Source organism: Micromonospora sp. URMC 105, from assembly GCF_051386295.1.
Taxonomy (GTDB): domain Bacteria; phylum Actinomycetota; class Actinomycetes; order Mycobacteriales; family Micromonosporaceae; genus Micromonospora.
The window spans coordinates 60655-75383 of sequence record NZ_JBPQTL010000005.1; the positions used below are offsets into that span (position 1 = coordinate 60655).

At 73.9% G+C, this 14729-nt stretch carries 16 protein-coding genes; 10 read left to right on the forward strand and 6 right to left on the reverse strand.

The window, feature by feature from the left end:
• Positions 1 to 20: 20 nt before the first annotated feature.
• From ACSNN7_RS03325 to ACSNN7_RS03335, 3 genes are read right to left on the reverse strand one after another with little or no spacing between them, the layout of a single operon-like run.
• A complete protein-coding gene (locus tag ACSNN7_RS03325) occupies positions 21 to 938 on the reverse strand; it encodes a hypothetical protein (protein ID WP_436679014.1) in 918 nt (305 codons plus the stop codon).
• Positions 939 to 961: 23 nt separating this feature from the next.
• Positions 962 to 2026 (reverse strand): WXG100 family type VII secretion target, encoded by a 1065-nt coding sequence (locus ACSNN7_RS03330; protein ID WP_436679015.1) that lies wholly within the window; start codon positions 2024 to 2026, stop codon positions 962 to 964.
• Positions 2023 to 2355: a hypothetical protein gene (locus ACSNN7_RS03335; RefSeq protein WP_436679017.1), complete on the reverse strand. Its 333-nt coding sequence runs from the start codon at positions 2353 to 2355 to the stop codon at positions 2023 to 2025. Before ACSNN7_RS03335 ends, ACSNN7_RS03330 begins: the two co-directional genes overlap by 4 nt.
• 103 nt (positions 2356 to 2458) lie before the next feature.
• Here ACSNN7_RS03335 and ACSNN7_RS03340 point away from each other — a divergent pair, with 103 nt between their 5' ends.
• Positions 2459 to 2878 (forward strand): YbaB/EbfC family nucleoid-associated protein, encoded by a 420-nt coding sequence (locus ACSNN7_RS03340; RefSeq protein ID WP_436679019.1) that lies wholly within the window; start codon positions 2459 to 2461, stop codon positions 2876 to 2878.
• Positions 2875 to 3726 (forward strand): SseB family protein, encoded by an 852-nt coding sequence (locus ACSNN7_RS03345; protein WP_436679021.1) that lies wholly within the window; start codon positions 2875 to 2877, stop codon positions 3724 to 3726. Before ACSNN7_RS03340 ends, ACSNN7_RS03345 begins: the two co-directional genes overlap by 4 nt.
• Before the next feature lie 63 nt (positions 3727 to 3789).
• Here the strand turns inward: ACSNN7_RS03345 and ACSNN7_RS03350 are convergent, their stop codons facing one another.
• A complete protein-coding gene (locus tag ACSNN7_RS03350; RefSeq protein ID WP_436679022.1) occupies positions 3790 to 4260 on the reverse strand; it encodes a GNAT family N-acetyltransferase in 471 nt (156 codons plus the stop codon).
• Between the two features lie 192 nt (positions 4261 to 4452).
• Here ACSNN7_RS03350 and ACSNN7_RS03355 point away from each other — a divergent pair, with 192 nt between their 5' ends.
• Complete coding sequence (locus ACSNN7_RS03355; RefSeq protein ID WP_039906151.1) at positions 4453 to 4644, forward strand: DUF5703 family protein; 192 nt, start codon at positions 4453 to 4455, stop codon at positions 4642 to 4644.
• Positions 4645 to 4731: 87 nt separating this feature from the next.
• Here the strand turns inward: ACSNN7_RS03355 and ACSNN7_RS03360 are convergent, their stop codons facing one another.
• Positions 4732 to 5391 carry a hypothetical protein gene (locus tag ACSNN7_RS03360; protein ID WP_436679024.1) on the reverse strand — a complete coding sequence of 220 codons (660 nt, stop codon included), beginning with the start codon at positions 5389 to 5391 and terminating at the stop codon, positions 4732 to 4734.
• Between the two features lie 50 nt (positions 5392 to 5441).
• Complete coding sequence (locus ACSNN7_RS03365) at positions 5442 to 6770, reverse strand: M20/M25/M40 family metallo-hydrolase (protein ID WP_436679026.1); 1329 nt, start codon at positions 6768 to 6770, stop codon at positions 5442 to 5444.
• Between the two features lie 176 nt (positions 6771 to 6946).
• Between ACSNN7_RS03365 and ACSNN7_RS03370 the strand changes: the two genes are divergently transcribed.
• From ACSNN7_RS03370 to ACSNN7_RS03400, 7 genes are all read left to right on the forward strand, one after another.
• Entirely contained in the window at positions 6947 to 7564 is a 618-nt protein-coding gene (locus tag ACSNN7_RS03370) for a hemerythrin domain-containing protein (RefSeq protein ID WP_436679028.1), read from the forward strand.
• A gap of 67 nt (positions 7565 to 7631) precedes the next feature.
• Positions 7632 to 8603: a LysR family transcriptional regulator gene (locus ACSNN7_RS03375; RefSeq protein ID WP_436679029.1), complete on the forward strand. Its 972-nt coding sequence runs from the start codon at positions 7632 to 7634 to the stop codon at positions 8601 to 8603.
• A gap of 222 nt (positions 8604 to 8825) precedes the next feature.
• The gene (locus tag ACSNN7_RS03380) at positions 8826 to 10367 is read left to right on the forward strand and encodes a sugar ABC transporter ATP-binding protein (protein WP_436679030.1); all 1542 of its coding nucleotides are present in this window, start codon (positions 8826 to 8828) and stop codon (positions 10365 to 10367) included.
• A complete protein-coding gene (locus tag ACSNN7_RS03385; protein WP_436679032.1) occupies positions 10364 to 11371 on the forward strand; it encodes an ABC transporter permease in 1008 nt (335 codons plus the stop codon). The genes ACSNN7_RS03380 and ACSNN7_RS03385 overlap by 4 nt, the downstream gene beginning before the upstream one ends.
• A complete protein-coding gene (locus ACSNN7_RS03390) occupies positions 11371 to 12321 on the forward strand; it encodes an ABC transporter permease (RefSeq protein WP_436679033.1) in 951 nt (316 codons plus the stop codon). The genes ACSNN7_RS03385 and ACSNN7_RS03390 overlap by 1 nt, the downstream gene beginning before the upstream one ends.
• Positions 12322 to 12409: 88 nt before the next feature.
• Positions 12410 to 13600 (forward strand): ABC transporter substrate-binding protein, encoded by a 1191-nt coding sequence (locus tag ACSNN7_RS03395; RefSeq protein ID WP_436679035.1) that lies wholly within the window; start codon positions 12410 to 12412, stop codon positions 13598 to 13600.
• Between the two features lie 76 nt (positions 13601 to 13676).
• Entirely contained in the window at positions 13677 to 14546 is an 870-nt protein-coding gene (locus ACSNN7_RS03400) for a sugar phosphate isomerase/epimerase family protein (RefSeq protein ID WP_436679037.1), read from the forward strand.
• Positions 14547 to 14729: the final 183 nt, after the last annotated feature.

A 14729-nucleotide genomic window follows, 5' to 3' on the forward strand; every position in this document is an offset into this window, starting at 1 on the left:
GCGGCGGCCCGGGACGCGGGTCAGCCGAGGGCGGGACGGTCGCCGGGGATCTCGCGCACGGCGGCGAGGAAGCGGGCCTGGTCGTCGCGGGTGGCCGGGTTGACGATCCGGATCCACGAGCCGTCGTCGAAGTGCAGCGTCGTCGGGAACTGCATCAGCCGCGCCGAGCCGTGGTCGCAGTCGATCCGGCTGATCCGCCGCCGCTCGATGCTGCACAGCAGCCGCGGCTCGCGCCGGTCCGGCCGGCCCTCGTCCGGCCGGCGCCCCATCCGCAGCAGATGCAGGTGGGTGTCGGTGACCGCGAGCGGGGTGCCGGTGTAGCGCTCCAGGAACAGCAGCAGGCTGCCGGCGAGGGTGGCGAGGTCGCCGCTGAAGACATACCGCCGGCGGTAGGCGATCTCGGCGAGCTGGTCGGCGAGCGGGCGGTACCGGCTGAGCCGGAACAACGCCCGGAACGCCTCCTGCTCCGCGGTGAGCGGCAGCACCGGCCGCGGCTGCGGGGTCGCCGGGGTGGGCTCGGCGTCCACCTCCCGGCCGGCCGCCTCGGGCAGCCCCGCGGCGAGCGCGGCCGCCTTGCCGGGCAGCAGCAGCACCCCGGCGACGATCCGGACCGGCGTCAGCACCGCCTCCACCCAGGCCACCGGGTTGACGATGTGCAGCAGCCCGAAGAGCGCCCGGGGGTCGAGCGCCTCGGCGACCTCGCTGCCGACGTGGTCGACGAACTGGCTGCCGGCACGGTGCGTCTCGTGCGCCCGCACCGGCGCCAGGCCGACGTAGCGCAGCTCCTGCCCGGTCACCAGCGGAGCCACCAGGGCCCGCTCCGGCTCGTCGGAGGTGCGGAACTCGTCGCGCAGGGCGCGAGCCCGGTCGCGGGCCACCCGCGCGCCGTCGCGCACCGCGTCGCCGAGCCGCCCGAGCCGTCCCCACGTACCCGTCACGCCGTACCTCCTCTGCTCGCCGGTCAGCGGCCGGCCGGCTGCTGCTCGGCGGGCGGCTGCCCGAAGACATTCTGGTCGATCCAGTCGGCGCCGCCGCGCACCGCTTCGCCGACCTCGTCCGCCACCGTGTCGGCACCGGGCACCGAGAGGCCGCTGACCAGGGCGGTGCCGCCCCACACGGCCCCGTGCACGACCGAGTTCGGCACGTTCCAGGGCAGGTTGGCGGCCCAGTCCTGGGCGATCATCCGGCCGCCGTCGGCCATGCCGTTCGCACGCAGCGCACCGGCCCGGTCCAGCATCGACATGTCGAACGGCGACCCGGACTTGCCCAGCTTGAAGGTGCCCTGCGCGGGGTCGGTGATCTTGTGGAACCACTTGTCGGCCTTGCCGGCGGCACGCCGCTTGTCGATCGCCTTCTGCCCCGCCCGCAGCGCCTTCTGCTTGTCCACCAGCTTGTCCAGGTGGTTGCGCAGCTTGCGCAGGTACAGCATGACCCGCTGGAGCAGCCGGATGACCTTCTGCAGGTGCGCGGCGAGCGGCCGAATGATCTTCAGCGCCCGGGTCAGCACGATCATCCCGCGGGTCACGCTGACCGCCAGGCCGGCCGCCCAGGACGCCCCGGCGGTGAACGGCGCCATGAGCAGCGCGGTCACCAGGGTGACCAACAGGAAGTTGACGAACTCGACGCAGAGGTCGACCAGCACGTCGTGCACGGTCTGCAGGGCGTCGGCGACCCCACGCAGGTATTCGGCGGTGGCGGTGAACTGCCCGGCCACGTCCAGCAACTGCTGCTCGACCTCGACGAGGCGCCTGCCGTACGCCTCCCCCGCCGACGACCGCCAGCCCGCCTGCTCGGCCTCGCGGACCCCGCGGTGGCTCAGCGCCAGCTCGCGCACCTGGGCGGCGAGGGCGTCCCACTCGCCGGCCCGGGCGCGCAGCGCCTCCGGCTCGCCGTCGACCATGTCGACCAGCTGGATGAGGGGCCAGGCCAGGGTGCGGCAGACGCTGTCGACCACGTCCTCCACGCCGGACAGCGCATTGTCGATGCCGTTCCAGAGCTGGACGGCGCTGCCGGCGGGCCCGCTCACCGGCCCATCCCGTCGCGCATCGCCCGGAACCCGGAGTCGATCTCCTGCTCGTTGCGCTCGTACGTCTCGGCGGTGGACGCCAGGGCGGCGCCGACGCGGGTGAACGCGTCCTGCCCGGCGCGGAACATCGCGGTGCCCTCGGCCACCTGCTCGGCGTACGCGGCGCGCAGCATGTCGCTGGCGAAGGGCAGATGACCGAAGACGCCGTCGGGCAGGTCACCGGCGGCCACCACCCGGCTCTCCAGCCCACCCAGCGCCTGGGCCACCCCGGTGGCCGCCGCCTCCAGCCGTTTCACGGCCGTGACGTCCACTTCGATGTCAGCTGCCATCGCCGTTCCTCCCCCGCATCCGACGCGGGTCGAAGATACGATTCCCCGGCCTCCGGCCGCCACCCCGGGCGGCGCGGAGGAACCGCAGGGGGAGGAAGCCCGCATGACTGACCCGCTGTCCGGTCTGGACGCGCTCGCCGGCCGGCTCGCCGAGATCGAACGCCGCTTCGCCGGGCTGCACGCCGACCTCGACGAGCTGGCCGGCACGGCCACCGACGACACCGGCCTGGTGTCGGCCACGGTGGACGCCACCGGAGGGCTCACCGACCTGACCTTCGAGCCGGCGGCGCTGCGCTCGGGCAGCGCCGACCTGTCGGCGATGGTGCTCCAGGCGTACCGGCGGGCGCGGACAGCCGCGACCGCCCAGCTCGACGAGCGCGCCGAAGGCCTCGACGCGACGCTCGGGTCGGGCCTGGGCGAGCTGTTCGGCAAGCCGGGCGACTTCGCGGCGCTGGGCCGCCTGGAGGAGACCGTGGCCCGGCTCGGCGCCCTGGACGCCCGGCTGCCGAGGCCGCCGGCGTGACCGCCCCCGGCTGGCCGGAGATCGTGGCCCGACTGCACCGGACCCTGGCCGCTTGCGACCGGGACACCGACCTGGAGCTCGCCGCCGGGCCGCGCCGGCTGCGACTCTCCGTCCGCCGCGACACCGTCGAGGGTCACTGCCCCGGCGGCGAGGCCGGGCCGCGGCTGGCCGACCTGGGGTGGCGATCCGACGGTACCGGCGGCTGGTGGTACGCCACCGAGCGCACCGCCGAGGGCCTGCACTGGTGGAGCGGCTTCGCCGCGCGCACCGCCGCCGTCGCGCTGACCGCCGACCCGGGCGCGCTCTCCTGCCGGGTGCTCCCCGTGCCGCAGCCGGCCGACCCGGCGCCCGTGGCCCACCCGGCCGCGCCGACGAGCGTGCCGTACCCGGCCGAGCCGGCGCCCGTGGCGCAGCCGGCCGAGCCGGAGCTCGTGGCGCTGCTCGCGCAGGCGGCGGCGCGGCGCGACCTTTCCCGCTACCTGGGGGTGCTCGCCGCCGGCCCGGTCTGCGTACCGCTGGCCGGCGAGCCGTCGCCCGAACGGGAGTTCCCGTGGACGGTCGTCCTCGGAGCCGACCGGGCGCCGCTGCTGCCGGTCTTCACCTCGGCGGACGCGCTGACCGCCTTCACCGGCGCCGGGGTGCCGTTCGTCGCGCTCGCCGCCGCCGACCTGCTGGCCGACTGGCCGGACCCGGGCTGGGGCCTCGCCGTCGACCCGGGCGCCGCCCACGGCCTGACGCTGACCGCCCCGGCGCTGGCCGCGCTGCTCGCCGCGAACGACCTGACCGGCCCGGAGCCCGGCTCCCCCGCCCCGTCGAGCGTCGCGGAACCGGACACCGCAGCCCGGTGACGGGCGGCCCGAGGGATCACCCCTGCCGCGACGCCTGTCGCCGCGCCGGACCCGGCGCGCGCGTCACAACCGCTTGGCCATCTGTACGGAGGTGACCTCGAAGCCCAACCGCTCGTAGAGCGCGCGGGCACCGGTGTTGAAGCCGAACACGTTCAGGCCGATCGACACCACCCCGGCCTCCCGGCACACCTGCTCCGCCGCCTGGATCATCGCCCGGCCGTAGCCCCGTCGGCGCAGCTGCTCCCGCACCTCGATGTCGTAGACGAAGGCGTACAGACCGTCGGAGCGCGGCTGGAGGTGCAGCCACAGCACGCCGACCTCGTCGGCACCGTCGTAGCCGGTCCACAGCCGGTGGCCCTCGGTGCGCCGGCCGTCGGGCAGCAGCCGGGCATAGTCCTCGCGTGCCTTGGTCCACGCCTCGGCCGGCGGCAGCAGACCGCTGGCGGCGATGTTCTCGGCGTAGTCGTCCGCGGCCCGCTCCTGGTAGCGGGCATATTGCTCGTCGGTCATCGGCTCGAGTCGGATGGTCGCCACGAACGCACCATAGGTGCTGCTCGAACCGGTCGGGGGACAGCCAGGACAGGCTGGGGCAGATCGGTCGTACCGGGCGGGAGGCCCGCAGCGTCCCGGCGGGCGGGGGCGGCGTGCCGCCCGGGCGGCGGACCAGCGGCGCGGCTCACGCGCGAGGGGGTGGCGGACGGCCTGCGGGCTGGGCAGCATAGGGCCATGGACTACGAATACGCGCCGCTGCGGCTGCCGCCGAACGTCGACCGGTTGACCGCCGCGGCGCAGCTGGCGATCCAGGCGGAGTTCTCCGGATGGGAGTTGGCCCGGGTGCGGCTGTTCCGCGACGGGACGCGGCAGGTCATGCTGCGCCGTCGGCGGGTCAACCAGCCGCAGCCGGGCCTGTCCTACTGACGGCGGGTACGCCGCGCGGCGTACCCGCGCCGCAGGCCCCGCCCCCGGGGCCCGCACCGCACGGTCGGGCCCCCGGGGCGTCGCGGCCTAGTGCTGGTGACCGGCGTGGTCGTGCTCGTCCTCGTCGAGGAACGGGTGCTCGTCGAGCCGCCCGACGAGCCGGTCGTCGGCGGCCGGCTGGAACGGGCCCACCGGGTCGTCGTCGTCGAAGGACTCCAGATCGACCGGCGTGCCGACCTCGCTGACCATCACCACGCCGTCGAGCGGTTCGAGCTCCGGCACGTCCAGTGCGCTCAGCGAGCCGTCGCCGCTCTGCAGCAGCTCCAGCACCGCCTCGCCGACCCCCTCGACCGGCGCCGGCTCGTCCTCCTCCGGGGTGCCCTCGCGGCGGGCCGCCTCGGCCACCCGGATCAGCGCGGACACGCTCGGCACCCGGTAGTCGCGGCGCTGCCGCACGGAGATCACCGCCGGGTGCGGGTCGGTGGCCTCGACGCCCTCGACGCCGCCGAAGCGCTCGTCGGCCTCGTCGGGGTCGATCGACTCGACGTCCCAGGGGGTGACCTCACCGAACGCGTCGAGCAGCTGCTCGTCGTAGGCGTAGGAGGCGTTGTTCAACGCCACGTACGCCTGCCAGACGCCGTCGTCGTCGATCCGGCCCTGGGCGGCGCGCACGGCCGTCAGGTGGGCGCGGGCGGCGTCGATCACGCGCTCCAGAGCAGCGTCCAGCTCACCGTGCTGGTCGGTCATGAGGGAGTCCCTTTCGCGATGGGGAGGATGCGGTCCGGCGACGGACCTGGTCAGCAGGTGCGCAGGAACCGGTCGAGGACCCGCACGCCGAACTGTAGTCCGTCCACCGGTACCCGCTCGTCGATGCCGTGGAACAGGGCCGAGAAGTTGAGGTCGGCGGGCAGTCGCAGCGGCGCGAACCCGAAGCAGCGCATGCCGAGCTGGGAGAAGGCCTTGGCGTCCGTGCCACCGGAGAGCATGTAGGGCACCGGCCGGGCGCCCGGGTCCTCCGCGCGCAGCGCCGCCGACATCGCCTCGACCAGGTCACCGTCGAAGGTGGTCTCCAGCGCCGGCTGCCGCTGGATGTACTCGATGTCGATGTCCGGGCCGACCAGCTCGCGCAGCTGCCGCTCCAGCATCTCGGACTGCCCGGGCAGGCTGCGGCAATCGATGGTGGCGGTGGCCCGGCCGGGGATGACGTTGTCCTTGTAGCCGGCGGCGAGCCGGGTCGGGTTGGCGGTGCTGCGGATGGTCGCCCCGATGATGTTCGCGATCGGGCCGAGCTTGGCGATCGCGGCCTCCGGGTCGTCCGGGTCCAGCTCGACGCCGAGCACCTCGGAGACCTCCTCCAGGAACGCCCGCACGGTCGGGGTGACGGTGACCGGGAAGCGGTGCCGCCCGATGCGGGCCACCGCCTCGGCGAGCGCGGTGACGGCGTTGTCGTCGTGGATGAACGACCCGTGCCCGGGGCGGCCCTTGGCGTGCAGCCGCAGCCAGTCCAGCCCCTTCTCCGCCGTCTCGATCAGGTAGAGCCGGGACGTGTCGTCGATGGAGTACGAGAAGCCGCCGACCTCGCCGACCGCCTCGGTGCAGCCGTCGAAGAGGTCGCGGTGCCGCTGCACCAGGAAGTGCGCGCCGTAGTCGCTGCCCGCCTCCTCGTCGGCGGTGTAGGCCAGCACGATGTCGCGCGGCGGGCGCACGCCGGTGCGCTGCCAGTGCCGCACCACGGACAGCACCATGGCGTCGAAGTCCTTCATGTCGATCGCGCCCCGGCCCCAGAGGTAGCCGTCGCGGATCTCCCCGGAGAACGGATGCACCGACCACTCGTCGGCGTCGGCGGGCACCACGTCCAGGTGGCCGTGGACCAGCAGGGCGTCGCGACCCGGGTCGGTGCCGGGGATCCGGGCGACCAGGTTGGCCCGGCCGGGGGCGGACTCGAAGATCTGCGACTCGACGCCGGCCTCGGCCAGCTTCTCCGCGACGTACTCGGCGGCGCGGCGCTCCCCCGCACTGGTGGCGTTGTCACCGGTGTTGGTGGTGTCGATGCGCAGCAGGTCGCGGCAGAGTTCCACGACCTCGTCGGTGGGGTCGAGGTGGGCGGAGGCGGGGTCGCTCGTCATCGCCTCTTTCTACCAGTCGGGCGGCCTCCCGCGACGGCCCGGCCGGTGCTCACGCGTCGCGGGCCCGCGCGGCGCTCGCGCGCGCCGCCGTTTCATGATCTTGCGGTACGGGTACCGCGTCGGCGTCCGGCGCACCGCCCGTCCCCACGTTCCGGCCGCCCGTCGAGGAGGGCCTCATGACCGTCCCGCTGCCTCCCCTGCCGCCCACCGCCGACGACGCCTACCGGCCCGGCGGACGCAGCATGGCCGACATCGCCGACACCGAGCACCGGCAGCTGCTCGACCTGGCCGACGAGGTCACCGATCCGGAGCTGACCCCCGAGCGGCGGCGGGAGGTGGCCGAGGTGCTGACCGCGGCGATCTCCCGGCACCTCTCCGCCGAGGAGCAGTACCTGCTGCCCGCGGCGCGGGCGGCGCTGCCCGAGGCCGCTGAGCGGGTCGACCGGGAACTGGCGGCCGACGCGGGGCTGCTCGCCGCGCTCAAGGCGATCCAGTCGCCGGACGACCCGGCGCTGGCGGATGTCGCCGAGCGGGTCCGCCGGCACGTCGCCGCGGTGTCGGCGCTGATCGTCCCGCTGCGCGAGGTGGCCACCGACGCGGAGCTGATCCGGCTGGGCAACCGCTGGGAGATCGCCGAGGAGGCGGCCCCCACCCGGCCGCACCCGGGCACGCCGGCCACGCCGCCGTGGAACCGGGTGGTCGAGCCGGCGCTGGGCGTGGTGGACAAGGTGCGCGACGCGGTCACCGGGCGGCGGACGTACCTCGCCGATCTGAAGCGCGACCAGGCCGACTGATCCATCGTCCGACGCCGATCCGTTCAGGCCCTTCCGCCAGCCCGTGCGGTGGTCCTACCGTCACGTTATGAATCTGGAGCTGCGACACCTGCGGGTGGTCTGCGCGATCGCCGAGACGGGGAGCGTGACCAAGGCGGCGTCGACCCTGGGCCTGGCCCAGCCGGCCCTGACGGCGCAGCTCCAGCGCATCGAGCGCACGCTCGGCGGACCACTGTTCGAACGGGACCGGCGCGGTGCCCGGCCCACCGCGCTCGGCGAGCTGGTGCTGGCCCGGGCCCGAGTGCTGCTGCCGGCGATGAAGGGCCTGCAGGACGAGGCGGCCCGGTTGGCCGGAGCGGAGGACAGCCTGGGGCGGTACCGCTTCGGCGGGGTGAACTCCCCGATCCTCGGCCGGCTGGTGCATCGGCTGGCCGCCGAGCAGCCCCAGGCGCAGATCACCACGTACGCGTCCTGGTCGACCGACGAGCTGGCCACGCTGGTCGCCGGCGGCCGGCTCGACTTCGCGCTGACCGGGGTGTGCGGCGACGCCACCCCGTCGACCGAGCACGGCCTGCGCTGGCGGGAGGTGTCGCTCGACCCGGTGATGGTGCTGCTGCCGGCCACCCATCCGATGGCGCACCGCGACGAGGTCGCGCTGGCCGACCTGCGCCGCGAGCAGTGGGTGGGCGCCCCCGGCGACGGCTGCTTCGGCGACTGCTTCGCCGCCGCCTGCGCCCGCGCGGGCTTCACCCCCCGCAAGGTCTACGAGACCGACGTACGCGGCTGCATGGACCTGGTCGACGCCGGTGAGGGGGTGGCGCTGTGCCAGGCCACCTTCCGCCCGGTCGCCGGCCTGGTCACCCGGCGGCTGGCCGGGACGCCGCTGCGCTGGCGGCTGCTGCTCGGCTGGCACCCCGACTCACCCGCCGCCCGGGTCGCCGAGCCGGTGCTGGAGACGGCGCTGGCGGCGTACACCGACTCGCTGGCGGCGCACCCGGCCTATCTGGCCTGGCTGTTGCGCAACCCGGCGTTCGGGGTGCGGCAACGCAGCGGAGTCTGACCCGTCCCACGACCCGTCGGACCGGTGCGGCGCGGACCCACCGCGCCGGAGCCTCGCGCGCCGATCGAACGGCACCGATCAGATTTCTTTCTCTCGATCAAGCCGTACTTTCGGTCAGAACTGCAAAAGTATTGAGCTTTCACGCCTAACTTTTGCTTTACACGGCAGTCCCACCTCCCTATGTTCAATGTCACGGTCGTCGATCCCCCCGAGGTGACGCGGATGACGGATGACAGTGGAGCGCGAGGGCCGGCCCTGCTCGGCATGCACGGCATCAGCAAGAGCTTCTTCGGCGTACCGGTCCTGGACGACGTACGGCTGGAATGCCTCCCCGGCGAGATCCACGCCGTGATGGGCGAGAACGGCGCCGGGAAGTCGACCCTGATGAAGATCCTCGTCGGGGTGCACCAGCCGGACGCCGGGCGGATCGAACTGGAGGGCACGCCGGTCCGGTTCCACCACCCCCGCCAGGCCCTCGCCGCCGGGGTGAGCATCGTGCACCAGGAACTCAACCTGCTGCCCGACCGGACGGTGGCGGAGAACATCTTCCTCGGCCGCGAGCCCCGCCGCCGGCTCGCCGTGGACCGCGCGGCGATGGACCGGGCCGCCACCCGGCTGCTGGCCACGCTGCGCGCCGAGGACCTCATCTCGCCGCGGGCCCTGGTCGGCCGGCTGCCCGTGGCGCAGCAGCAGCTGGTGGAGATCGCCAAGGCGCTCTCCTACGCGCCGCGGCTGCTGGTGCTCGACGAGCCGACCGCGGCGCTCTCCCCGCACGAGGTGGACACGCTGTTCGACCGGATCCGCCGGCTGCGCGCCGACGGGTTGACCGTGCTCTACATCTCGCACCGGCTCAAGGAGATCTTCGACCTCACCGACCGGATCACCGTACTCAAGGACGGCCGGCGGGTGGCCACCGTCCGCACCGCCGAGGTGGACACCCGGACGCTGGTGCACCTGATGGTCGGGCGGGAGCTGGACCACTACTACCCGCCCCGCGCCGGGCCCGGGCGGATCGGGCCGGTCCGGCTCGCCCTGCGCGGGGCCGGCGCCGGGCCGCTGCACGACATCGACCTCGACCTGCGCGCCGGCGAGATCGTGGGGCTGGCCGGGCTGGCCGGGTCGGGCCGGACCGAACTTGCCCGCCTGCTTTTCGGCGCGACCCGGATGACCAGCGGCAGCGTCGAGCTGGACGGACGGGCACGCCGGCTGCGCTCGGTCCGGCACGCCATCCGCAGCGGCATCGGCCTGCTCACCGAGGACCGCAAGACCGAGGGGCTGGTGCTGCAGCTGTCGGTACGCGACAACAGCCTGCTCGCCGTCCGCGCGCTGGGCCGCCGGGCGGTGCGCCGGGCGGGGCTGGGCGACCTGCTCGACCGGGTGGGGCTGCGCGGCTCCACCGCCCGGGAGGTCCGCTACCTCTCCGGCGGCAACCAGCAGAAGGTGGTGCTCGCCCGCTGGCTCGCCACCGGCGCCCGGGTACTGATCTTCGACGAGCCGACCCGGGGCGTCGACGTGGGCGCGAAGGCCAGCATTCACGAGCTGATGCGCGAACTGGCCGACGCCGGCACCGCGATCCTGATGATCTCGTCGGAACTGCCCGAGGTGATCGGGATGGCCGACCGGATCGTGGTGCTGCGCGAGGGCACCGTCGCCGGCGAACTGCCGGCCGGCGCGAGCGAGGCCGAGATCATGCTGCTGGCCACCGGCGAACCGGACCGCCGCGCCGCCGCAGTGGGCGCGCCCGGTCAGGGCGGTGCCGCATGACCACCTCGACGGTGGCCCGACCGGCGGCCCGGCCCGGCCTGCCCCTCGACGCCGCCCCGGCCTCCAGCGCGCCGGTCTGGCTGGTCTTCGGCGGAGTGTTCGCGGTCGCCTGGCTGCTGGTGGAGCTCAACGGCGGCCAGTTCATGACGGTGGAGAACCTGCAGAACATGGCGGTCCGGTCGGTGGCGCTGGGGCTGGTCGCGGTCGGCCAGACGATCGTGCTGATCGGCGGCTCGCTGGACCTGTCCGTGGCGTACATGGTCAGCGTCACCGCGGTCGGCGCGTCCTTCGTCATGCAGGGCGACCCGGACCGGATGGCGCTCGGCGTCGCGGTCACCCTGGTGCTGGGCGTCGTGGTGGGGCTGGTCAACGGGCTGATCGTCACCGGCCTGCGGGTCAACGCGTTCATCGCCACCCTGGGCACCTCGCTGGTGATGAGCGGCATCCTCAACGCGCTCTTCACCAACTTCACCGGCGCGGTGCCCCGGCAGTTCCAGGGGCTGGGCTACCAGGCGCTCGGGCCGGTGCCGGTGGCGGTGCTCCTGCTGCTGGCGGTGGTCGCACTCGCCTGGTACCTGCTGCGCCGTACCCGCTTCGGCTACCACCTCTACGCCGTGGGCGGCAGCGCCGAGGCGGCCCGGCTGTCGGGGGTCCGTACCGACCGGGTGGTCGTCACCGCGCACGTGCTGTGCAGCCTGACCGCCGTGCTGACCGGACTGTTCCTGGTCAGCCGGCTGCGCTCCGGCGCGCCCTGGGTCGGCCCGGACGGCGGGTACGACCTGGAGTCGATCGCCGCCGCGGTGGTCGGCGGCACCGCGCTGGCCGGCGGGCGGGGCAGCGTGGCCGGCACCCTCGCCGGGGTGCTGATCCTCGCCGTCATCGACCAGGTCTTCAACGAGTTCGAGGTGAACGCCTTCCTCAAGACCCTGATCCGGGGCGTGATCATCGTCGGCGCGGTGGCGCTCTACGCGGCGCGCGGCCGGCGCAGCGAGGGGAGCTTCTGATGACCGCCACCGTGGCCCCGCCGACCGGGCCCGCCGCGGAGCGCCCCGGCGCGCGGGTCGGGCGCCTGCTGCGCGCGGTCCCGCCGATCTGGCTGGTACTCGCCGTGGTGATCGTGCTGATCGCCTGGCGCAACCCGACGTTCGTCGAGCCGGGCCCGTTCCTGGCCTTCCTGCGCCGCTGCGCGCCGCTGGCGGTGCTCGCCGCCGGACAGGTCTTCGTCATCATCGCCGGCGAGTTCGACCTCTCGGTCGGCGCGCTGGTCACCGCCGTGGTGGTGGTGGCCGCGCGGCTCTCCGACGGCGATCCGGCCGCCACCTGGTGGCTGATCCCGCTGCTGCTCGCCGCGGGCGCCGGGGTCGGCCTGGTCAACGGGCTGGTCACCACCCGGCTACGGGTGCCGTCCTTCATCGCCACGCTGGGCATGCTGCTGGTGCTCAACGGTGCGGTCTTCCTCTGGTCGGGCGGAGCCCCGCGCGGGTCGCTGGCCGACAACTTCCGCCAGTTCGGCCGCTTCGGCATCGATCTGCCCGGGCTCGGTCAACTGCCGTACGCGGTGCTGATCCTGGTCGCCGTGGGCGTCGGGTCGTGGCTGCTGCTGTCGCACAGCCGCTTCGGCCACCAGGTCTACGCCGCCGGCGGCAACCCGCGCGCCGCCGCCCTCTCGGGGGTGGACGTCCGTCGGGTGCGGACGGTCGCCTTCGTCATCTCCGGTCTCGCCGCCGTGGTGGCGGGGATCCTGCTCGGCGGCTTCCCGGGGTCACCGCCGAGGCCGGCGTGGGTTACGAGTTCCAGGCGATCGCCGCCGTCGTGCTCGGCGGCGCGGTGCCGGGCGGGGGTCGCGGCAGCGTCGGCGCCGCCCTCGCCGGCGCGCTCACCCTGCAATCGGTGTTCACCCTGCTCAACCTCCTGGGCCTGGCCAAGTCGCTGCGCGACGCGGTGCAGGGCCTGATCATCATCGGCGCGGCCGCGTACGCCGCACACCGGCTGCGCCGGTCCGGCTGACGCCGCGCCCGAGAACCGTCGTGAGGAGAAGCCCCATGAGACCTCCCCTACGGACCCGGCTCGCCGTGGTCGGCGTGGTCGTCCTCGTCGTCACCGCCGGTTGCACCTCGACCGCGCCGGAGGACGAGGAAGGCCCGGCCGGTGCCGGCACCGGGCAGCAGTCGTCGTTCTTCGTGCAGGCCGACTACGACGAGCAGATTGCGCAGCGGGCCGGCACCCCGACCGGGCCCGCCGACCAGCCCTGGTTGCAGGCCATCAACCCGCAGCTCACCGACACCGCGAAGTTCAAGAAGTCCGGCCGGCACACCATCTGCTTCTCCAACGCCGGGGTCAACAACCCGTGGCGGGTGGTCGGCTGGACCACCATGCAGGCCGAGGCGAAGCTGCACCCCGAGATCGCCGCGCTGACCGCGGTGGACGCCGAGGGCAAGGACGACAAGCAGATCAGCGACATCGACGGACTGCTGGCGAGCCGCAAATGCAGCGCGCTGATCGTCTCGCCGAACACCACCGCCGCGCTCACCCCCGCGGTCGAGAAGGCCTGCCAGACCGGCCTGCCGGTGATCGTCTTCGACCGGGGCGTCAACACCGACTGCCCGGTGACTTTCATCCACCCGATCGGCGGGTACGCCTTCGGGGCCACCGCCGCCGAGTTCCTGACCGACAAGGTCAAGAAGAACGGCCGGATCCTCGCCCTGCGCATCCTGCCCGGCGTGGACGTGCTGGAGACCCGTTGGTCGGCCGCGAAGGTGGTCTTCGACAAGGCGGACGTGAACGTGGTGGGGGTCGAGTTCACCGACGGCGACGCGGCCAAGGTGAAGACCATCGTCAACGACTACCTGGAGCGCTACGGCAGCATCGACGGCGTCTGGATGGACGCCGGGGCCACCTCGGTCGCGGCGGTCGAGGCGTTCGAGGACGCCGGCCAGCCGGCGCCGGTGATCACCGGCGAGGACCAGCAGGACTTCCTGCGGCTGTGGCAGGAGAAGAAGCTGACCGCCATCGCCCCGACCTACCCGACCTACCAGTGGCGTACCCCGATCCAGGCGGCGCTGGACATCCTGGCCGGCAAGCAGGTGCCGAAGGAGTGGGTGCTCCCCCAGCCGACCATCACCCAGGACAACCTCGGGCAGTACGTGCTGCCGCAACTGCCGCCGCTGCACTACGCGCTCTGCGGCTGCGAGAAGATGCCCGGCTTCCCGCAGAACTGGGGCGGCAACCAGTAGCCCGCCCGGCGCGGGACCGGCCCGGCCGGTTCCGCGCCGGCGACCCGACCCACCGACGAGCTGTGAGGAGCGCGGTGTGCATCGCCTCGGCGCCAACACCTGGATCTGGGTCTCCCCGCTGACCGACGCCCGGCTGGCCGAGCTGGCCCCGCGGATCCGCGGCTGGGGCTTCGACACGATCGAGCTGCCCATCGAGAACCCGGGCGACTGGGATCCGGACACCACCGCCGCCCTCCTCGACGACCTGGGGCTGACCGCCACGGTCTGCGCGGTGATGCCGCCGGGCCGCGACCTGGTCGGCGACGACCCGGACGTGGTCGCCCGGACCGGCGACTACCTGCGGTACTGCGTCCGGGCGGCGGCCCGGGTCGGTGCCCGCGTGGTCGCCGGCCCGATCTACGCGCCGGTCGGCCGGACCTGGCTGCTCGACGCCGAGGAGCGGGTGGCGACGGTCGGCCGGTTGCGCGACCGGCTGCGACCGTTGGCCGAGGACGCCGCCGCGCAGGGCGTCACGCTCGCGGTGGAGCCGCTGAACCGCTTCGAGACCAGCCTGATCAACACCGCCGACCAGGCCCTGGAGGTGGTCGACGGCATCCCCGGGGCCGGCATCGCGCTGGACACCTTCCACATGAACATCGAGGAGCGGGACATCCCCACCGCGATCCGCACCACCGGCGACCGGCTGGCCCACGTCCAGGTCTGCGCCAACGACCGGGGCGCGCCCGGCAACGACCACCTCGACTGGACCGGCATCGTGGCGGCGCTGCACGACGTGGGTTATCCGGGGCCGCTCTGCATCGAGTCGTTCACCGCGGAGAACCGCACCATCGCCCGGGCGGCGGCGATCTGGCGTCCGCTGGCGCCGACCCAGGACCAGCTGGCCACGGCCGGTCTGGCCTTCCTGCGGGCACTGCTCGGCGGGCCGGCGGTGCCGACGACCGGCTGACCGCAGCGGCGGGCCGAAGAACCGTCGGGGCGACCCGCCCGACGGGCGATGCACCGCGTTCGGTCAGCATTTAGCGCCACATTTCCGGTGAATTCACTATTGCTGAAACTCGCGTTGACGAACGTCGATTTCAGGCGCACGGTTGCGGGCAGAGCAGGAGGTGACGACGGCCGGTGCGGCCGA